We start from the raw sequence: 18,961 nt of genomic DNA on the forward strand, positions 1-18,961 counted from the left end.
GGTGTTCATGTTGCGGCTCTTTGTTGGCATCGAATTGCCGGAAGCGGTCAGGCAGGCGCTGGCCGAGGTGCGGGAGGCGCATCCCGCGGCGCGCTGGCATGAGCCGGAGCATCTGCATCTGACTTTGAGCTTCATCGGCCAGGTAGAGCAAGAGGCTGCCCGCAATATTGCACAGGTGCTGGCAGACGTGCCCGGCCCGTCATTCGAGCTGGCAGTACAGGGGGTGGGCTACTTCGGCAGTCCTGAGCGGCCACGGATATTCTGGGCTGGGGTGACCGAGTCTCCGCCGTTGAACCGATTGCAGCAGCGCGTGGAAGCGCGACTGCTGCCGCTCGGGCTGCGGCTGGACGACAGGCCCTACACGCCGCACATCACCCTGGCGCGGGTCCGGCAAGGGCTACCGCTGCAGGCGCTCCTGCAGCGGCATGCGAGGCTGTCGCTACCGACTTTTACGGTAGACCACATTTGCCTGTTTCTCAGCGGTGGCGCAGAGCAGGGTGTGCGCTACGAGGTGCTCGAACGTTTCCAGCTGGTCTGAGCTGCCCGCATCAGTCGCGCGCGAGTGCCAGGGCAACACCCTGACCACCACCGATGCACAGCGTGGCCAGGCCCTTGCGTGCATCGCGGCGCTGCATCTCATGCAGCAAGGTCACCAGGACCCGACAGCCCGACCCGCCAATGGGGTGTCCCAAGGCGATGGCGCCACCATTGACGTTGACCTTGTCCAGATCCCAGCGCAGCTCGCTGGCGACGGCCAGCGCCTGGGCGGCGAAAGCTTCGTTGGCTTCGATCAAGTCCAGTTCCTCGACCTTCCAGCCGGCCTTGCTCAGGCAGCGCTGGGTCGCGCTGACCGGACCGATGCCCATGACCGCCGGGTCCACGCCGGAGCTGGCATAGGCGGTGATCCGTGCCAGTACCGGCAAGCCCAGCTCGCGGGCCTTGTCCGCGCTCATCAACATGACCGCTGCCGCGCCGTCGTTCAGGCTGGAGGCGTTGCCAGCGGTGACGGTGCCATCGTTCTTGAAGGCCGGGCGTAGCTTGCCCAGGGACTCCAGGGTGGTGGAGGCCCGGGGCTGCTCGTCCTGGCTGATGGTTAGTGGTTCGCCCTTGCGCTGGGGAATGACAACGGGGGTAATTTCCGTCTCGAAGCGGCCGGCGGCCTGCGCTGCTACGGCTTTCTGTTGTGACGCGAGGGCGAAGGCATCCTGCTGTTGGCGGCTGAGATCGTAGCGCTCGGCCAGATTCTCCGCCGTAATGCCCATGTGGTAGTCATTGAAGGCATCCCACAGGCCATCATGAATCATGCTGTCGATCAGCTTGCTGTCGCCCATGCGCTGCCCGGTGCGGGACGTCGGCAAGAGGTGCGGCGAGCGGCTCATGGACTCCTGACCGCCGGCGATCATGATATCGGCATCGCCACAGCGGATGGCCTGGGCTGCCAGATGGACCGCCTTGAGTCCGGAGCCGCAGACCTTGTTGATGTTCAGCGCGGGCACGCTGTGCGGTAGTCCGGCGTGCACAGCGGCCTGGCGAGCGGGGTTCTGGCCGCAGCCGGCGGTCAGTACCTGGCCCAGAATCACTTCATCGATGCTGGCCGGGTCGACACCGGTCTGCTCGAGCAGGGCGCGAATAACCGTCGCGCCGAGCTGATGAGCAGGCACATTGGCAAACTGGCCACCGAAACTGCCAATGGCGGTTCGGGTGGCTGCAACAATCACGACCTCTTGCATGCTTACTTCCTCAGCTTTTATCTGGAACAGCGGGAAGAATAGAGGTCCGCGCCACATTCAACAACCGCCATTGTGCCGCTAGGCTCGGTTCAGACGGTGCTCTATCAGCTCCTCGACCACCGCTGGATCGGCAAGGGTTGAGGTGTCGCCCAGGGTATCCAGCTCGTCACAGGCGATCTTGCGCAGAATCCGGCGCATGATCTTGCCCGAGCGCGTCTTCGGCAATCCCGGCGTCCACTGGATGAAGTCCGGTCTGGCGAAGGCGCCAACCTGCTCGCTGACATAGGCCTTGAGCTCGACCAGCAGCTCGTCAGACGGCGTTACACCACGCATCGGCATGACGTAGGCATAGATGGCTTGGCCTTTGATGTCATGGGGGCAGCCGACCACTGCCGCTTCGGCGACAGCATCATGCAGCACCAGCGCACTTTCCACCTCGGCGGTGCCGATACGGTGGCCGGAGATGTTCAACACATCATCCACCCGGCCGGTGATCCAGTAATACCCGTCCTCATCGCGGCGTGCGCCATCACCGGTAAAATAGACACCTTTGTAGGTACTGAAGTAGGTATCAATCAGACGCTGATGATCGCCGTAGACGGTGCGAATCTGGCTGGGCCAGGAGCGCTTGATCACCAGATTGCCATCACCGACACCATGCACTTCGTTGCCGTCATTGTCGAACAGCGCCGGTTCGACGCCGAAGAACGGGCGGGTGGCCGAACCTGGCTTGAGGTTGGTGGCGCCGGGAAGCGGGGCGATCATGATCGAGCCGGTCTCGGTCTGCCACCAGGTATCGACGACCGGGCAGCGGCTATCGCCGACGACATGGTAGTACCACTCCCAGGCCTCTGGATTGATCGGTTCGCCGACGCTGCCAAGCAGCCGCAGGCTGGCCCGGGACGAGGATTTTACCGGCTCGTTACCCAGGGCCATCAGCGCGCGGATGGCAGTGGGCGCGGTATAGAAGACGTTCACCTGGTGCTTGTCGATAACCTGCCAGCAGCGCGAGGCGTCCGGATAGGTCGGCACGCCTTCGAACATCAGCGTGGTCGCGCCGTTGCACAGCGGGCCATAGACGATGTAGGAGTGACCGGTTACCCAACCGACGTCGGCAGTACACCAGTAGACCTCTCCGTCGTGATAATCGAATACATAATGGTGGGTCAGCGCGGCGCTAAGCAGATAACCGCCAGTGGTATGCAGTACGCCCTTGGGTTTGCCGGTGGAGCCGGAGGTGTAGAGAATGAACAGCGGGTCCTCACTGTCCATGGGCTCCGGCTCGCAGTCGGCGCTGACTGCGGCGCAAGCCTCGTGATACCAGACGTCACGGTGTTCATGCCAGGCGATGTCCGCGCCGGTGCGCTTGACGGTAACCACGGTATGTACGTCGGGGCAGTCGTTCAGGGCCTTTTCGACGTTCTTTTTCAGCGCCACGTTCTTGCCGCCGCGTACGCCTTCATCGGCGGTGATGACCACCCGGCAATCGGCATTGAGAATGCGGTCGCGCAGGGCATCGGGCGAAAAGCCACCGAATACCACCGAATGCACCGCGCCGATGCGGGCGCAGGCCAGCATGGCGAAAGCGGCTTCGGGAATCATCGGCATGTACAGGCAGACGCGGTCGCCTTTCTTCACGCCGCGCGTTTTCAGGACGTTGGCCAGGCGGCAGACTTGTTCGTGCAGTTCGCGGTAGCTGATGCGCCGGTCCTGGCCCGGGTCATCGCCTTCCCAGATGATTGCGGTCTGGTCGCCACGCTTGGCCAGATGCCGGTCTATACAGTTGGCACTGACATTCAATTTGCCATCGATGAACCACGCCGCCTCGCCGCGCGCCATGTTGCTTTCCTGAACCTTGCTCCAGGGCTGCATCCACTCGACGAAGCGATTGGCCTGCTCGGCCCAGAAAGTATCCGGCTGCTCGATGGACTGGCGATAGAGTCGTTCGTAGCCGTCGGCATCAAGATGGGTATTGCGCCGGGCGGCCTCAGAAACCTGATGTTGCTCAGTCTTGTACATGGCGTGGTCCTCTGTTGTTATTGTCGACTTTAGAAATACCGCGCGCGAGCACGCGGTTTCTACTTGTTCTGTTTGTGTCAAGCGTTGATCAGAACGAAGGGCAATTCAACCCTTCTTTGGTCTATGTCGGACAGACACCAATCGGCTAGGGACCGGCTGGGGGAAGCGTCAGGCGAGGCTGACGCGGAGGTTGTCGATCAGGCGAGTGGCACCAAGGAAGGCGGCAGCGAGGATGACGATATCCTGGCTTGCTGAGGTGACCGGTTGCAGGGTTTCGGCCTCGCGCAGGTCCAGGTAATCAGGCTGGAAGCCGGCCTCGATCAGCGCGAGGCGCGCTTCTTCGATGATGGCCGGGAAATCGCGGCGCCCGCTTTCCAGCTGCTGCTGGATCTGCTGCAGGGTCTGATACAGGCGCGGTGCGATGCGGCGCTGCTCGTCTCCCAGATAACCATTGCGCGACGACAGTGCCAGGCCATCCTCGGCACGTACGATAGGCGCGCCCATGATCTGCACCGGCAGGCACAGATCGTGGGCCATCTTGCGGATTACCGCCAGCTGCTGGAAATCCTTCTCACCGAAGACGGCCAGGTCCGGCTGGACGATATTCAGCAATTTGCCCACCACCGTCGATACCCCGTTGAAATGGCCAGGACGGCTGGCGCCGCACAAGCCTTCGGAGACGACGGGCACGCTGATCAGGGTGTGTCCATCCATCCCTTCGGGATAAATTTCGCTGACATTCGGTGCGAAGATCAGATGGGCGCCGGCGTCCAGCAGTTTGCGCTGGTCTTCCGCCAGGGTACGCGGATAGCTGTCCAGATCTTCGTTGGCGCCGAATTGCAGCGGGTTGACGAAGATGCTTACCACCACATAGTCGGTACGCTGCAGGGCTTTCGCCACCAGGGCAATGTGCCCGTCATGCAGATTGCCCATGGTCGGTACCAGGCCGATGCGTTTGTTCTCCTGGCGCGCGCGCGCCAGGGCAGCGCGCAGCTGGGCAATGGAATGCAATGTGTTCATGGTGTCAGAACTCGTGCTCGGCCGCGGGGAATTCGGCAGCTTTCACCGCGCTGACATACGCGGTGATGGCCGAGGCGATATCTGCCTGGCCAGCCATGAAGTTCTTCACGAAGCGCGGCAGGCGACCGCTGATCGACAGGCCGAGCATGTCGTGCACCACCAGCACCTGACCATCAGTACCGCTGCCGGCGCCAATGCCGATGACCGGAATGCTCACGGCACGGGTAATGGCATTGGCGAGCTCGCTGGGTACACATTCGAGCAGCAGCATGGCGGCGCCGGCTGCCTCCAGGGCAATGGCATCCTGAAGCATGGCTTCGGCCTGATCCTGCTGGCGGCCCTGTACCTTATAGCCACCCAGTACGTTGACGGTCTGTGGGGTCAGGCCCATATGCACGCAAACCGGAATCCCATTACGGGTGAGGGTGGTGGTGATATCCGCCAGCCAGCCGCCGCCTTCCAGCTTGAGAATGTGCGCTCCGGCTTGCATCAACCGCGCGCTGTTGGCCATGGCCTGCTCCAGGGTGGCGTAGGACATGAACGGCAGGTCAGCCATGATCAGGGCGCCACGATTGCCGCGCTTGACGGATGCGGTGTGGTAGGCCATCTCCTCGACAGTCACCGGCAGGGTGCTGTCGTGTCCCTGAAGAACCATTCCCAGGGAGTCACCAATCAACAGCACTTCCACCCCGGCGGTACTTTCCAGATGGGCGAAGGTGGCGTCATACGCTGTCAGGCAGGCAAATTTCTCGCCGTTCTGCTTGAGCTTGTTCAGCGTGGTCAGGGTAATGTCAGGCATGGCAGATTCCAGTAGTTCGGCCTCGCAAGAGGCAACATGGCTGTGATCGGCAGGCAGGCGGACTGTCTGTCGCTCCGATTGCTCAGGTTGATAACAGCCTCAGCAGTATAGTCTTCCTGACTTGAACGATGATGCTCCAGAAAATACATATCTCAACCTTGTGCAGCGTTGCCCGGCAGGCGTTCCAGGTCCGTCGGCGGACAGGCCGCCAGCAGCTGTTGTAGCGATGTGTCATCGGGCAGGGTCAGATCCGCTGCCAATTCTGCCAGCGGATACAGCACAAAGGAACGGGCATGCATATGATAATGCGGCACCTGCAGGCGCGGCGTGTCGATTATCCGGTCGCCGTATAGCAGTAGATCAAGATCCAGAATGCGCGGTCCCCAGCGTTCGGCTTTGCGTACCCGGCCTCGACGGTGCTCGATATCCTGCAGGGCATCCAGCAGCATCTCCGGCTCCAGGCTGGTGTCGAGCATGGCCACGGCATTAACGAAGGCCGGTTGATCCTGTGGCCCCAGGGGGGCGCTGCGGTATAACGAGGAGCACGCCTGCAAGTGCGACTGCGGCAACCTCTCCAGCTCGGTGAAGGCGTGGGTGACCTGCGCGGCGGGATCAGCCTGGTTGCTGCCCAGAGCGATGAAACAGCGTTGCATCAATTGTCTGACCCGCCCTGGGGCTTGCGCTTGCGCCGGGGGCGGCCACGCTTGCCGGCCGGATCACGGCTGCTCAATTGCTGGATCATGCGGCGCCGTTCATCCGCACCTACATCCTGATAGCGGGTCCACCACTGGCCCAGGCCGCCAGTATCCTCGCCGGCCTCTTCACGCAGCAGCAGGAAGTCGTAGGCGGCCCGAAAACGCGGGTGCTCCAGCATCTGGTCGGCGCGGCGGCCGTTGCGCCGCTCCAGCCGTGGCTGCATATCCCAGATCTCCCGCAGCGGAATGCTGAAACGCTTGGGAATGGCAGTGTGACGGCACTGTTCGGCCAGCAGCTCGTGGGTCGCCTGCTGCTGGGCAGGAATCAACGGAATACCCTGTTCCTCCAGCTCGCGGGTACGCTGGGGTAATGCCGGCCAGAGCAGCGCGGCAAACAGGAACGCCGGCGTGACCGGGCGCCTGGTGAATACGGTCATCGGTGTTGCGCAGGGCCTGGCGAACCAGCTTGAGGGTATAGCCGGGGTTATCTTCGATGGCGTCGTCAGTGTCCGGGAACAGCGGCGCGAACAGGTCGTACTCCAGCAGCAGATCGAAGGTGCGTTCGCCCTGGCCGTTGAGCAGCAGCTTGAGCACCTCGTCGAACAACCGCGCCGCGGGAATGTCGTACAGCAGCTCGGCCAGCTCGGCGATGGGTGCGGCGCTGTGTGGCTCGATCTCGAAATCCAGCTTGGCGGCGAAGCGCACCGCGCGCAGCATGCGCACCGGGTCTTCCTGATAACGCTGCACCGGATCGCCGATCAAGCGTACCCGGGCATTGCGAATGTCCTGCAGCCCATTGGCGTAATCATGGATATTGCCGGTACAGACATCGTAATACAGGGCGTTGATGGTGAAATCACGGCGCTGGGCATCCTGCTCCAGGGTGCCGTAGACGTTGTCCCGCAACAACCGACCCGACTCGCTCTGCAGCGACTGCTCGCGTCCCAGGTCGCCTTCGTCGTCATCGGCATGGCCGGCGCGGAAGGTTGCCACCTCGATGATCTCGCGACCAAAGTAGACGTGGGCGAGCTTGAATCGCCGGCCGATCAGTCGGCAATTGCGGAAGGTGGCACGGACCTGCTCTGGCGTGGCGCTGGTGGCGACGTCGTAATCCTTGGGGTCCATTTCCAGCAGCAGATCGCGAACGCAGCCGCCCACCGCAAAGGCCTGATAGCCGGCTTGCTGGAGGCGCTCGACCACCGTCACCGCGTTGCGGCTGATCTGGCGGCGCTGCAACGCGTGCTGGCTGGGCGGAATAATAGCGGGCGTGGTACGCCTATGGGCGGGTCGCCCGAAGGGAGAGGGTATCTTTTTCAGTAGCTTGCGAATCATATGAGTGGGTAGTCCACCGGCGTCTCCAACCCAGACCTCGAATCCTGTGAAAAACGGCGGCGCTGGATGTCCCTGGCAGCTACATTTTACAGAGGCTTCAAAAAGCCCGAAGTCAACATGAATGTCATGGGCAAGGCACTGGATAGACGTAAGGTCGGTTTCGAATACAGTGTTGCCTGTATCAACAGACACCCATTCTAGCTTGAATAGCGGGGAAATTGTAGGGAAGCGATGCGGGAAGATACTGCTGGGAGTATTGCAGGAAAGCTCAAGGGGAGTATTCACTCCCCCTAATGGTTTTTTGTTGTTGTTATTTGAGCTGTTTCTTGTTTTTTTGGGCTGGGCGACAGTGTCACCCCGTTTAAACCCATCCCGGGTTGCCTAAAGCAAGCGGATTGCTTTGGATGCTCGGGAAGCTGCTTTGGCCAAGCTTGGCATCGGTACCGGTCGGTTGCTCAGGCAACTTTTATTCTTCTCGGTTTCCAATCGAACATTACGTTCGCCAGCGGTGCTTCCTATTCTCCAAAAAAATCAGTTTGCTACACTCGCACGTTTTGTTTTTGTTAGGTGTGGAGCTGAATCTTGTTTTTGTTATGGGGTCTTGCCTGGTTTTTATTCTTGTTGTGTCTGTAATAAAGCATTTGCCGTGCCATGTTTTTAAATGTCTTTAAAAACAGGTGGTTAGCTTTTTCAGTGAAAAGTGAAACGGGAGTGGGGGAGGGATTCGTTACCTTATGTCCCGTTAAAGTGTTACCCCTTGCGGGTGAGGGGTAACAGTTTCTCGAAGGTAACAGGTAACACTTTGCACTGGCCAAGCTGTTGGGGAATCCTCCATATGGAGGAGGGCCGTCGCAAATTCAGGAATTGGCGGTTTTCTTGCGTGGGATTCCCAGGCGCTGACGCCGTTCCCACAGGCATTTGCGACTGATGCCCAGCTTATTGGCCAGTTCGGTCTCGGTCATGTGCTCTTGATGCTCAAGCACGAAATGCTGGAAATAATCCTCCAGCGACAGGTCTTCAGCCGGCTCGGTGCTCTGTGAGCTGGGTGAGCGCATGGATTCCAGGGCGCTGGTGGCCTGGGAGGTGCGTTCCTGCTCGAGGTCTGGCTCGATGCCCAGCAAGTCAGTGGAAATCTCGTCTTCGTCGCAGAGAATGGCTGCCCGCTCGATGGCATTTTCCAGTTCGCGCACGTTGCCGGGCCACTGATAATGGCGGATGGAGTTGGTCGCCTCCTTGCTGAAATGCAGGGCGGGCGTGCCCATGTTGCGACCGATCCGGGCGAGTAACGCCTCGGCGATCAGCATGACATCGTCACCACGCTCCCGCAGCGGTGGCAGGCGCAGCTCGATGACGTTCAGGCGGTAGTACAGGTCTTCACGGAACAGGCCCTGGCGGGCCAGGGTCTTGAGGTCACGGTGGGTGGCCGCGACCAGGCGCACATCGACCTTCTGCGACTGCACGGAGCCGACCCGGCGAATTTCGCTCTCCTGCAGTACCCGCAACAGGCGGGCCTGGGCTTCCAGCGGCAATTCGCCGATTTCGTCGAGAAACAGGGTGCCGCCGTCCGCGGCTTCGACCAGCCCGGTACGCCCGGCCACTGCGCCGGTGAAGGCACCTTTTTCATGGCCGAACAGTTCGGATTCGATCAGGGTCTCGGGAATCGCCGCGCAGTTGACCGAGATCATCGGGGCGCGGGCCCGTGGTGAGTTTTCATGCAGGGCCCGGGCGACCAGTTCCTTGCCGGTACCGGATTCACCCTGGATCAGCACCGTGGACATGGTCGGGGCGACCTTGCGGATACGCTTGAACAGGGTGAGCATCGCCGGGCTGGCACCGATGATGCCCATGGACTGGGTATCGTCGCTGGCGGTATCGGCGGCTGGCGCCGGATCAGCGACACCCGCTGCGGCGCGCGATTGCTGGCTGGCTTCGATGATGCGGGCCACGGCCTGCAACATCTCTTCATGATCGAAGGGCTTGGCAATGTAGTCCACGGCGCCGAGTTTCATCGAGTCCACTGCCGAGCGCAGACTGGCGTAGCTGGTCATGATCAATACGGGGGTATTGGGAGCGCGACGAATCAGTTCTGTGCCGGGCTCGCCAGGCAGACGCAGGTCGCTGATGATCAGCGCGAAGTCGTCCAGATTGTGGTTCTCGACGGCTTCATGTACAGCGCCAGCCTCACTGACCTGGTATTGGTGGCGTTCCAGCAGCCGCCGCAGTGCGGTGCGAATGATGGGTTCGTCTTCAACAACCAGAATATGCGACATATCTACCTCTATGCGACAGCGTCCGACGAAGTCAGGCGCTGCCGTAACTAAAAGACGCCATAGCGGGGTAACGTAATGGTGAACCGGGTTCCCCGCTGAGTTACATCATCGATGGGGCTGTCTACCGTAATCTGACCATAATGCTCTTCGATGATTGAGTACACCAGCGCCAGTCCGAGTCCGGTACCTGCACCTGGCTCCTTGGTCGTGAAAAAGGGTTCGAACAACCGATCCTTGAGCTCATGTTCGATGCCGCTGCCCTGGTCCTCAACCATCAGCAATATCTGGTGTTCATCCGCGGCGGTGTGGATGGTGACGCTGTCACCGCTGCGGCTGGCATCGCGGGCATTGCCTAGCAGGTTGATCAGAACCTGTACCAGACGCTGGCTATCACCGGCTACCCGGTGAGCGGTATCGCACAGGTTAACATAATTGACCTCGGGGCCCTTGCGGTTCAGTGACAGGAGGTGAATGGCCTCGTTGGTGCAGGCGACCAGATCGACTTCATCGTTGGCATTGTTGTGCCGGCTGCCGACATGGGCGAAATTGACCATGGACTGCACGATGCGCGATACCCGGCGGGTCTGCTCGATAATCTGCTCCGCTGCTTCCAGGGTTTCGGCCTGGGCAGACTCTTCGCGCAGGTTTTGCGCCAGGCAGGCGATGCCGGTGATTGGATTGCCGATTTCATGGGCCACCCCAGCGGCCAGACGGCCGATTGAGGCCAGGCGCTCGGAGTGGATCAGCTCTTCCTCGAGCATCTGGGTTTCGGTCTGGTCCTCGATCAGCAAGACCAGGCCGCCGCGAGCATTACCGGGTTCGTCAATCGCTGCCTTGTGCAGGTTAAGCCACTGGGTCTGACCACGGTTGACCAGCTTCTGCTTGTGCAGGTGCGCCGATTCATCGCTGACAAAGCGCTCCAGCAGTTCATTCCAGGGCGCCGGCAGGTTCTCCAGGCGCGAGCCGATCACGCTCTCGGCATTGATGCCGGTGAGTGTCTGCAATGCCCGGTTCCACATCAATACTTCATTGTCCTCGGCCAGCGAGCATACGCCCATGGGCAGATCCTGCAGGGTCTGGCGATGGTAGCGGCGCAGGGCATCCAGTTCCGCGGCCAGTCCGGTCAGCCGCGAGTGGTAGTCCTCCAGGCGGTTTTCGATGAAGTGGATGTCTTCGGTGACGTAGCCGTTGCGCGCCAGCTTGAATGGCAGGAAGGTCTCGATCATCTCCTGCGCCACTGCCGGGCCCATCAGGCCTGACAGGTTGGCCTCCAGGCGGTCACGCAGGCGGCGCAGGGCGTAGGGGCGGCGCTCATCGAAGGGCAGTTTGAGATCGCGCAGAGCCTGCTCGACTTCCTGCTGGGCGGCCTTGTTACCCAGCGGCTTGGCCATCTGCTGGGCGAATTCCTGGGGCGACCTGGCAATCAGTTCCATGCGCTGGGGGCGCCTGACGTTATCGACCAGGCAGGCTTCGGCGGCACTGACCTCATCGGGCGAGCGCCGGGTGAACAGCGAGACCAGGGTGAATACCACAATGTTGGCGGTCAGCGAGGCGATCGCGGCGATATGCCAGGACTCCGAATCCAGGGTCACCTGCAGACCCAGAATGTGCAGCGTGTCGATACCGGTGACCATGACCAGCAGCATGGTGCAGGCCCAGATGCTCATGCCGGCGATCAAACCACAGATGAAGCCGCGATGGTTGGCCTGCGGCCAGTACAGCACCGAAAGCGCACCGGGCAGAAACTGCACGGTGGCGACGAAGGAAGTGATGCCCAGGTTGGTCAGCGGCTGGTCCGAGTCCAGCAGGTGGTAGAAGCCATAGCTGGCCATGATAATGGCGGCGATCAGGCTGCGCCGGGTCCATAACAACCAGCGGTAGATATTGACGTTGTTATCGGCGCTTGGCTGGTATACCGGCAGTACCAGATGGTTGAGCACCATACCGGACAGCGCCAGGGTAACCACGATGATCAGCCCGCTGGCGGCAGAGATCCCGCCGATGAAGGCGACCAGGGTCAGCCAGTCGGCGCCAGCGGCGACGCCCAGGCCGAGGGTGTAGTACTCGGCGCTGGTGGGCACCTGCAGGTAGAGGCCGGCCCAGAGAATGGGCGGGATGGCCAGGCTCATCAGCAGCAGGAACAGCGGCAACCCCCAACTGGCCGCGCTAAGGGCACGGGGGTTGAGGTTCTCGGTGAAGGCCATGTGGTACATGTGCGGCATGACGATGGCCGCGGCGAAGAACACCAGCAGCAAGGTGCGCCAGGGGCCTTCCTGCAGCGGGCTATGCAGGGTTTTCAGTGCTTCCTGGTTGTGGCTCAGCCACAGCTCCAGGCCAGAAGGACCCTCGAACACCACGAACAGTGCGTACAGGCCGACCGCGGACAGACACAGCAGCTTGACCAGCGACTCGAAGGCGATGGCGATCACCAGCCCTTCGTGTTTCTCCCGTGCCGAGATATGCCGGGCGCCGAACAGGATGGCGAACAGCACAATCAGCAGACAGAAGCCCAGCGCCACCGGCCGCTGGCGCGGATCGTGGGTTAGGATCTGCACCGAGTCGGTGACGGCCTGGATCTGCAGCGCCAGTAGCGGCAGCATGCTCAACAGCATGAAGATGGTGGTCAGGGTGCCGGCCCAGGTGCTGCGAAAGCGGAAGGCGAACAGGTCAGCGAGGGATGACAGCTGGTAGGTGCGGGTAATACGCAGAATCGGGTTGAGCAGCACCGGTGCCAGCAGGAAGGCGCCGCAGATACCCAGATAATAGGTGAGGAAGCCGTAGCCGTACTGATAGGCCAGGCCAACGGTACCGTAGAACGCCCAGGCGCTGGCGTATACACCGATGGACAGGGTGTAAATCGCTGGATGGCGGACCACGGCGCTTGGCAGCAATCCCCGTTCGGTGGCCCAGGCCACGCTGAACAGGATGACCAGGTAGGCGACGCTGAGCAGGATCAGCAGGCTGAGTTCAAAGCTCATCGGTATCCCTTGGGCTCTGCAACAGCATGCCGGCGATGATCAGAATGAGCCATAGGACGTAGGGGCGATACCAGGCGCCCATAGGCTCGATCCACCAGTCCATGATGGCTGGTGAGAACAGGTAGATGCCGATGACCAGCAGCAATACCAGGCGGTAGATGTACATGGTTTATGTCCTTGGCTCCGGGATCTGCCGTTTTGCCGGTAGTCTCTGCGGTTGCCAGTGTGCCACAGCCCAGGCGAGTTGTTCATCGACCGGGGCGTCGGCCAGTTCTGGCGGCGGCTCCTGGGCCAGTACCGTGAGCGCCCGGTGCAGAGTGGCGGTCGCCAGCCTGGGCTCCAGCGGAGTCGAGCCCAGTCGTTTGCTGAGTTTCTCGCCGTCCTCGCGCATCACCAGGGGCACATGCAGATAGCGCGGCGCTGGTTGCTGCAGCAATTGGTATAGCCACAATTGGCGGGGCGTGGAATCCAGCAGGTCGGCGCCACGTACGATATCAGTCACCCGCTGGGCGATATCATCAACCACCACCGCCAACTGGTAGGCAATGATGCCATCGCGCCGGCGAATGATGAAATCACCGGACAACCCATCGGCGGTTTGCTGAAACTCTCCCTGCAGGCGGTCCCGGAATACCACCGGCTGATCGGCGACTCGCACCCGTACCGCATGATCAGGCGCAGCGGGCAGGTGACGCTCACGACAGGTTCCCGGGTAGGCACCGCCATGCTGGAGAAGGGTCCGGCGTGAACAGTCGCAGTGATAAGCCTGGCCGGTTTCCAGCCAGTGATCAATTACCTGCTGATACAGCGGTAGTCGCTCGCTCTGATAGGTGATCTCGCCATCCCAGTGCAGACCGTAAGCGTCCAGGGTGCGCAGGATATGTTCGCTGGCGCCGGGCAGATTGCGCGGGGTGTCCAGATCCTCGATCCGGATCAACCACTGGCCTTGATGCTGACGTGCGTCCAGATAGCTGGCGACCGCAGCCAACAGCGAGCCGAAATGCAGGTAACCGCTGGGGGTGGGGGCGAAACGCCCGACATACGGGGAGAGCATGGCGACAGGGCCTTGCGAGTGAATCGGACTGTGGCAGACAGGGTGCTGTCTGCCACCGGGTCGCTGACAGGTCAGCCGCCGATCTGCTTTTCCTTGATTTCGGCCAGCGTTTTGCAATCGATGCAAAGGGTGGCCGTGGGACGGGCTTCGAGGCGGCGGATGCCGATTTCGACACCGCAGGAATCGCAGAAACCGTAGTCTTCATCCTCGATGCGCTGCAGAGTCTGATCGATCTTCTTGATCAGCTTGCGTTCGCGATCGCGGGTACGCAGTTCCAGGCTGAATTCCTCTTCCTGACTGGCCCGGTCGGCCGGGTCGGGGAAGTTGGCTGCCTCGTCCTGCATATAGGATACGGTGCGATCCACTTCTTCCATCAGTTCGCGTTTCCAGCCATTGAGGATGTTGGCGAAATGCTCGAGCTGACGCTCGTTCATATACTCCTCGCCTTTCTCTTCCTTATAGGGAACGAAGCCGCGAATCAACAATGCATTCTTTTCTTTGGTATTGCTGGGCATGAGAACAGCCTCACTTTTAGCTCAATCATCCTGTGCCAGGTCGACACCACTACTGACCGGCGGGGGTGCAGCCTGTGGCCTGCAAGCGGGCAAAACTACCAGAACCCGATCTGCGAAGCTACTTTTTGCCAACTTAAGATATTTCTACTTCGACAGCATAGCTGGGAATTGGTTGGCCGAGCATCCGTCGCCACAGGTATCATGGCGGTTTTTTGTCTGCGGTGGCAGCGGAGGAAATCATGGTGGGGCAGCGTTGGGCACAGCGGATCGGGGAGATCGAACCCTTCCATGTCATGGCCGTGCTGGAGCGGGCCAAGGCGCTGGAAGCGCAGGGGCGCGACGTCATTCACATGGAAATCGGCGAGCCGGATTTCGGTACGCCCGACCCCATCATACGTGCCGGCCAGGCCGCACTGGCGGCAGGCTTTACCGAGTACACGCCAGCGCTGGGACTGCCGGCATTGCGCGAGGCCGTAGCGGGTTCCTATCAACAGCGCTACGGTATCGATCTGGACCCGCGCCGCGTGGTGATCACCCCCGGTGGCTCGGGGGCCTTGCTGCTGATCAGCGCCCTGCTGGTGAACCCCGGTAGCAAGGTGCTGATGGCTGACCCGGCCTACCCGTGCAACCGGCATTTCCTGCGGCTGGTCGAAGGCCAGGCGACATTGATCCCGGCGGATGCGCAGAGCGGCTATCAGCTGACGCCAGAGCTGGTCGAGCAGCACTGGGATAGTGCTAGCGCCGCCGTACTCTGCGCCTCACCGGCCAACCCCTCCGGTAGCGTGCTGAGCCGCGCACAGCTCACGGCACTGGCCGATACTACCCGACGGCTGGGCGGACAACTGATTGTCGACGAGATCTACCATGGTTTGACCTATGGCTGCGATGCCACTTCGGTGCTGGAGGTGGCCCCGGATGCCTGGGTGTTGAATAGTTTTTCCAAATATTTCGGCATGACCGGTTGGCGTCTGGGTTGGTTGATTGCGCCCGAGGCCGCAGTACCTGAGCTGGAAAAACTGGCGCAGAATCTCTACATCTGCGCCCCACATCTGTCGCAGCGGGCGGCGCTGGCTGCTTTCAGCGAGGAGAGCCTGGCCATCTGTGAAGCGCGCCGCGACGCTTTCCACCGGCGTCGGGACTTTCTGTTGCCGGCGCTGCGTGAACTGGGCTTCGGCATTCCGCATACGCCTGATGGCGCGTTCTATTTGTATGCCGATGCCACGGCGTTCACTACCGACAGCCAGCGGTTGTGTCAGCACCTGATCGAAACCGAGCATGTGGCGATCACCCCGGGGCTGGACTTCGGCCACCACCGCGCCACTGAACATGTGCGATTTGCCTATGCCAACTCCCTGGAGCGCCTCGAACAGGCAGTGGAGCGTATCGCTCGCGGTCTGGACCGCTGGCCGGGATGCTGATTCCTTACGAGCCGGCACTGGTCGCCGGCACGCTGGTGCAGCGCTACAAGCGGTTTCTTGCCGATATCCGCCTGGCTGACGGGCGCGAACTGACACTGCATTGCCCGAACACCGGTTCGATGAAGAACTGCGGTGAGCCGGGTAGCCGAGTCTGGGTTAAACTGGAGCAGCGGCCGGGGCGCAAGCTGCCCGGCACCTGGGAACTGGTGGAAACCCTTCCTGGTGAGCTGGCCTGCATTCACAGCGCCCGCGCCAACAGCGTCATTGCCGCCGCGCTGGCGGCCGGGTTGATTGCGCCGTTGACGGGTTATCCGGTGGTGCGCCGTGAGGTCACCCTGACGCCGGGTGGCAGCCGTTTCGACTTTCTACTCGAGGGCGCCCCGGGCAGTTGTGTGCTGGAGGTCAAGAGTGTGACCCTGGCGCTGGGTGGTGGGGTGGGTGCGTTCCCGGATGCGGTCAGCCTGCGCGGCCAGAAGCATCTGCGGGAGCTGACGCAGTTGGCGCAGGCGGGGCAGCGAGCCTGTCTGCTGTTCTGTGTCATGCACAGCGGTATCGCCTGCGTGCGACCTGCCGATCACATCGATCCGGTGTACGGGCAATTGTTGCGTGAAGCTGTGGCGGCCGGAGTGCAGGTGCTGGCCTGGTCGATAATACCGACGCCGGCGGGGCTGGAGGTGGCCGGGCAGTTGCCGGTGCTGCTTCAGGGTGAGGGGAGCAGCCAGACCTGACCCTCTTCGATGCGGCAGGGCAGAGGCAATAGACGGTCGCCGCTGCAGGGGCCGGCGACGCATTCCCCGGTCTCGGGCAGGAATAGCGCGCCATGGCTGGCGCACTGGATCAGGCGTCCGGAGCTGTCGAGAAACTGGTCCGGCACCCATTCGAGGGGAATGCCCCGGTGGGGGCAACTGTTGAGATAAGCAAATACCCGCTGCCCCTGACGCACCGCAAAGATGCGCCGCCCCTGCACCACGAAACCCTGACTGCCGGGGTCGGCGAGGTCATCCAGTTGGCATAGTGCAACAGGCAGTTTGTCGGTTGGCTGATTCGACATCTTTATCTCCAGGCGCATTTTCCGGGCGCCGCTGATGCTGGCGCGCAGAGAGGGCAGGGCGCAAGCGGATTCAGTCGACTGGTTATGCTGACCCAGCCGACAAAGCGGTGCCGTTTTTCAGCATGTCGATGACCGCGCTGGCAAGCTGGTCGGCGCGCTCGCTCAAAGAAAAATCCTCTGGGCGCAATAGCCAGAGATCAAGCATGCCGGCGACAAAGGCATGCAGGCAGCGGGCGGCGATAAGTACATCCAGTTGCGGCGGCAACTGTCCTTTCGAAATCGCATTGCGCAGCGCAGTTTCCAGTTTCAGGTCGGACTGCAACCGCAGCTGGCGCATATGTTCACGCAGATCGCACATTTGATCGGTATATTCACACTTGTGAAATATGATCTCGTTGATGCGTCGCGTGGAGGGATCGCGTTCGGCCTGGCGGAACACTTCCGCTACCATGGTCTGCAGACGCCCCAGCGGATCGGGTTCATCATCGGCCCGGCTGGCTTCATCCAGGTGCTGGATGGGCGTTTTTGCGCGCAGCAACAGTGCATCCAGCACTTCGCCTTTGTTTTCGAAGTGCCAGTAGATGGCGCCGCGGGTCACTCCGGCAGTCTTGGCTATCTCGGCCAGTGAGGTGTGCGAAACCCCTTTTTTGAAGAAGCACAGCTCTGCCGCATCGATGATCTGCGTACGTGTTTCCTGGGCTTCCTGCTTGGTGCGTCTGGCCATTTAGCCCTCTGAATAACTGGAAATATGCTTGACAAGGGAGGTCCGCTGATGCGCAAAGCCGGCAAGCGCGAAGATGTTAGCCAATGTGAAAACAACTTACAAACATTCGTGGATGTAAGTATTATTGTGCGTTATTCAAATGAGTCGGTTTCTTGTTCAGTCATCGTCTTTTCTATTGATCCCATTGTTCCGTAGAGGTGCCCCGCCCATGCCTGTCAAGTCAGTTCGCGCTGCCCTGATCCCCTTGTTCACGGTAACGGCGCTGCTCAGTGCCTGCGGTGATTCGGCTGAACCCACTGCACAGGCGCCCAAGATCCCCCAGGTGGGCGTGGTTACCATCAGTGCGCAGGACTTTCTGCTGACCACTGAGCTGCCGGGGCGTACCAAGGCCTTCCGGGTGGCGGAAGTGCGGCCCCAGGTCAATGGCATCATCCAGAAGCGTCTGTTCGAAGAAGGCTCCGAGGTCAAGGCCGGCGCGCAGTTGTACCAGATCGATGCGTCGGTCTACGAGGCTGCTCTGAAAAGTGCCGAGGCCACGCGGTTGTCCGCCGGCACCCTGGCCGACCGCTATGAGATTCTGGTCAAGGATCGCGCGGTCAGCCAGCAGGCCTACGACGAGGCGCGGGCGGCTCGGCTGCAAGCGGAGGCGGCGCTGGAGCGGGCCAAGATCGATTTGCGCTACACCCGCGTGCTGGCGCCGATTTCCGGGCGCATCGGCCGGTCTGCGGTGACCGAAGGGGCTCTGGTGAGCAGTGGTCAGGCACAGGCGATGGCCACCATCCAGCAACTGGACCCGATCTATGTCGACGTGACCCAGCCGTCGCGTGATCTGCTGGCATTGCGCCGGGATCTGGATGCCGGTCGGTTGCAGCGCGCGGGCGACAACGCCGCCAAGGTCACCCTGCAGCTGGAAGACGGTTCCGAGTACGAACATGAAGGCCGCCTGGAGTTCTCCGAGGTGTCCGTTGATTCGAGCACCGGCTCGGTGACCCTGCGCGCCGTATTCCCCAACCCTGACCGGATTCTGCTGCCCGGCATGTTCGTGCATGCGCAACTGGTTGCCGGCTCGCGCAGCGACGCGATCCTGGCGCCGCAGCAGGGTGTGACCCGCAATCCGCGCGGGCTAGCGGTGGCGATGCTGGTCACGGATGACAACAAGGTCGAGCAGCGCATCATCCAGACCGAACGTACCGTCGGCAATCGTTGGCTGGTCAGCGAGGGATTGAATGTGGGTGATCGGCTGATCACCGAAGGACTGCACATGGTGCAACCGGGCATGCAGGTTGAGCCGGTACCGGCGGCCAATGTCGATAATGCCGGTGCGGCCAATACTGCCGAACAGGAAGGATAAGCCCC

Annotated in this window: 17 protein-coding genes and 1 pseudogene; 5 read left to right on the top strand and 13 right to left on the bottom strand. The window is 61.5% G+C overall.

Features of this window, described 5'->3' with window-relative positions:
* The first annotated feature begins 7 nt into the window (after window positions 1-7).
* Window positions 8-538, top strand: coding sequence for an RNA 2',3'-cyclic phosphodiesterase (gene thpR, locus QAO71_RS02200; RefSeq protein WP_280165129.1), 531 nt, complete (start codon window positions 8-10; stop codon window positions 536-538).
* A 10-nt stretch (window positions 539-548) separates the two neighbouring features.
* Here thpR and QAO71_RS02205 read toward each other — a convergent pair whose 3' ends face one another.
* From QAO71_RS02205 to dksA, 11 genes and pseudogenes are all read right to left on the bottom strand, one after another.
* The gene (locus QAO71_RS02205) at window positions 549-1,730 is read right to left on the bottom strand and encodes an acetyl-CoA C-acetyltransferase (protein ID WP_280165130.1); all 1,182 of its coding nucleotides are present in this window, start codon (window positions 1,728-1,730) and stop codon (window positions 549-551) included.
* A 78-nt stretch (window positions 1,731-1,808) separates the two neighbouring features.
* Complete coding sequence (acs, locus tag QAO71_RS02210) at window positions 1,809-3,749, bottom strand: acetate--CoA ligase (RefSeq protein WP_280165131.1); 1,941 nt, start codon at window positions 3,747-3,749, stop codon at window positions 1,809-1,811.
* Window positions 3,750-3,917: 168 nt separating this feature from the next.
* A complete protein-coding gene (gene panC / locus QAO71_RS02215) occupies window positions 3,918-4,769 on the bottom strand; it encodes a pantoate--beta-alanine ligase (protein WP_280165132.1) in 852 nt (283 codons plus the stop codon).
* A 4-nt stretch (window positions 4,770-4,773) separates the two neighbouring features.
* Window positions 4,774-5,568, bottom strand: a complete 795-nt coding sequence (panB, locus tag QAO71_RS02220; protein ID WP_280165133.1) for a 3-methyl-2-oxobutanoate hydroxymethyltransferase — start codon at window positions 5,566-5,568, stop codon at window positions 4,774-4,776.
* A 152-nt stretch (window positions 5,569-5,720) separates the two neighbouring features.
* The gene (folK, locus tag QAO71_RS02225) at window positions 5,721-6,221 is read right to left on the bottom strand and encodes a 2-amino-4-hydroxy-6-hydroxymethyldihydropteridine diphosphokinase (RefSeq protein WP_280165134.1); all 501 of its coding nucleotides are present in this window, start codon (window positions 6,219-6,221) and stop codon (window positions 5,721-5,723) included.
* Window positions 6,221-7,595: pseudogene (locus tag QAO71_RS02230) on the bottom strand (polynucleotide adenylyltransferase PcnB). Before QAO71_RS02230 ends, folK begins: the two are co-directional and overlap by 1 nt.
* Before the next feature lie 857 nt (window positions 7,596-8,452).
* A complete protein-coding gene (locus QAO71_RS02235; protein WP_280165135.1) occupies window positions 8,453-9,865 on the bottom strand; it encodes a sigma-54 dependent transcriptional regulator in 1,413 nt (470 codons plus the stop codon).
* Window positions 9,866-9,912: 47 nt separating this feature from the next.
* Complete coding sequence (locus tag QAO71_RS02240) at window positions 9,913-12,843, bottom strand: sensor histidine kinase (protein ID WP_036993102.1); 2,931 nt, start codon at window positions 12,841-12,843, stop codon at window positions 9,913-9,915.
* Window positions 12,833-13,009, bottom strand: a complete 177-nt coding sequence (locus QAO71_RS02245; protein ID WP_036993100.1) for a hypothetical protein — start codon at window positions 13,007-13,009, stop codon at window positions 12,833-12,835. Before QAO71_RS02245 ends, QAO71_RS02240 begins: the two co-directional genes overlap by 11 nt.
* A 3-nt stretch (window positions 13,010-13,012) precedes the next feature.
* Window positions 13,013-13,897: a tRNA glutamyl-Q(34) synthetase GluQRS gene (gene gluQRS / locus QAO71_RS02250; protein WP_280165136.1), complete on the bottom strand. Its 885-nt coding sequence runs from the start codon at window positions 13,895-13,897 to the stop codon at window positions 13,013-13,015.
* Window positions 13,898-13,968: 71 nt separating this feature from the next.
* Entirely contained in the window at window positions 13,969-14,412 is a 444-nt protein-coding gene (gene dksA / locus QAO71_RS02255; protein ID WP_036993098.1) for an RNA polymerase-binding protein DksA, read from the bottom strand.
* A gap of 239 nt (window positions 14,413-14,651) precedes the next feature.
* Between dksA and QAO71_RS02260 the strand changes: the two genes are divergently transcribed.
* Entirely contained in the window at window positions 14,652-15,830 is a 1,179-nt protein-coding gene (locus QAO71_RS02260; RefSeq protein WP_280165137.1) for a pyridoxal phosphate-dependent aminotransferase, read from the top strand.
* Window positions 15,824-16,558, top strand: a complete 735-nt coding sequence (sfsA, locus tag QAO71_RS02265; RefSeq protein WP_280165138.1) for a DNA/RNA nuclease SfsA — start codon at window positions 15,824-15,826, stop codon at window positions 16,556-16,558. Before QAO71_RS02260 ends, sfsA begins: the two co-directional genes overlap by 7 nt.
* Here sfsA and QAO71_RS02270 read toward each other — a convergent pair.
* Window positions 16,531-16,881: a Rieske (2Fe-2S) protein gene (locus QAO71_RS02270; protein WP_036993094.1), complete on the bottom strand. Its 351-nt coding sequence runs from the start codon at window positions 16,879-16,881 to the stop codon at window positions 16,531-16,533. The two genes, sfsA and QAO71_RS02270, sit on opposite strands and share 28 nt — an antisense overlap.
* A gap of 82 nt (window positions 16,882-16,963) precedes the next feature.
* Window positions 16,964-17,605 (bottom strand): TetR family transcriptional regulator, encoded by a 642-nt coding sequence (locus QAO71_RS02275; RefSeq protein ID WP_074779298.1) that lies wholly within the window; start codon window positions 17,603-17,605, stop codon window positions 16,964-16,966.
* Window positions 17,606-17,653: 48 nt separating this feature from the next.
* Here QAO71_RS02275 and QAO71_RS02280 point away from each other — a divergent pair, with 48 nt between their 5' ends.
* Window positions 17,654-17,800 (top strand): hypothetical protein, encoded by a 147-nt coding sequence (locus QAO71_RS02280; protein ID WP_169304635.1) that lies wholly within the window; start codon window positions 17,654-17,656, stop codon window positions 17,798-17,800.
* Window positions 17,801-17,813: 13 nt separating this feature from the next.
* Window positions 17,814-18,956, top strand: a complete 1,143-nt coding sequence (locus tag QAO71_RS02285; protein WP_280165139.1) for an efflux RND transporter periplasmic adaptor subunit — start codon at window positions 17,814-17,816, stop codon at window positions 18,954-18,956.
* The last annotated feature ends 5 nt before the right edge of the window (window positions 18,957-18,961 follow it).

Source organism: Halopseudomonas sp. SMJS2, from assembly GCF_029866945.1.
In the GTDB taxonomy this organism is placed as follows: domain Bacteria; phylum Pseudomonadota; class Gammaproteobacteria; order Pseudomonadales; family Pseudomonadaceae; genus Halopseudomonas; species Halopseudomonas bauzanensis.

Bases quoted from the DNA above. Each gene is read 5' to 3' on its own strand.
- panB (WP_280165133.1), bottom strand. From the start codon at position 5,568: ATGCCTGACATTACCCTGACCACGCTGAACAAGCTCAAGCAGAACGGC.
- QAO71_RS02280 (WP_169304635.1), top strand. From the start codon at position 17,654: ATGCGCAAAGCCGGCAAGCGCGAAGATGTTAGCCAATGTGAAAACAAC.
- QAO71_RS02235 (WP_280165135.1), bottom strand. From the start codon at position 9,865: ATGTCGCATATTCTGGTTGTTGAAGACGAACCCATCATTCGCACCGCA.
- gluQRS (WP_280165136.1), bottom strand. From the start codon at position 13,897: ATGCTCTCCCCGTATGTCGGGCGTTTCGCCCCCACCCCCAGCGGTTAC.
- QAO71_RS02205 (WP_280165130.1), bottom strand. From the start codon at position 1,730: ATGCAAGAGGTCGTGATTGTTGCAGCCACCCGAACCGCCATTGGCAGT.
- dksA (WP_036993098.1), bottom strand. From the start codon at position 14,412: ATGCCCAGCAATACCAAAGAAAAGAATGCATTGTTGATTCGCGGCTTC.
- acs (WP_280165131.1), bottom strand. From the start codon at position 3,749: ATGTACAAGACTGAGCAACATCAGGTTTCTGAGGCCGCCCGGCGCAAT.
- QAO71_RS02270 (WP_036993094.1), bottom strand. From the start codon at position 16,881: ATGTCGAATCAGCCAACCGACAAACTGCCTGTTGCACTATGCCAACTG.
- QAO71_RS02260 (WP_280165137.1), top strand. From the start codon at position 14,652: ATGGTGGGGCAGCGTTGGGCACAGCGGATCGGGGAGATCGAACCCTTC.
- QAO71_RS02240 (WP_036993102.1), bottom strand. From the start codon at position 12,843: ATGAGCTTTGAACTCAGCCTGCTGATCCTGCTCAGCGTCGCCTACCTG.
- sfsA (WP_280165138.1), top strand. From the start codon at position 15,824: ATGCTGATTCCTTACGAGCCGGCACTGGTCGCCGGCACGCTGGTGCAG.
- folK (WP_280165134.1), bottom strand. From the start codon at position 6,221: ATGCAACGCTGTTTCATCGCTCTGGGCAGCAACCAGGCTGATCCCGCC.
- thpR (WP_280165129.1), top strand. From the start codon at position 8: ATGTTGCGGCTCTTTGTTGGCATCGAATTGCCGGAAGCGGTCAGGCAG.
- QAO71_RS02285 (WP_280165139.1), top strand. From the start codon at position 17,814: ATGCCTGTCAAGTCAGTTCGCGCTGCCCTGATCCCCTTGTTCACGGTA.
- QAO71_RS02245 (WP_036993100.1), bottom strand. From the start codon at position 13,009: ATGTACATCTACCGCCTGGTATTGCTGCTGGTCATCGGCATCTACCTG.
- panC (WP_280165132.1), bottom strand. From the start codon at position 4,769: ATGAACACATTGCATTCCATTGCCCAGCTGCGCGCTGCCCTGGCGCGC.
- QAO71_RS02275 (WP_074779298.1), bottom strand. From the start codon at position 17,605: ATGGCCAGACGCACCAAGCAGGAAGCCCAGGAAACACGTACGCAGATC.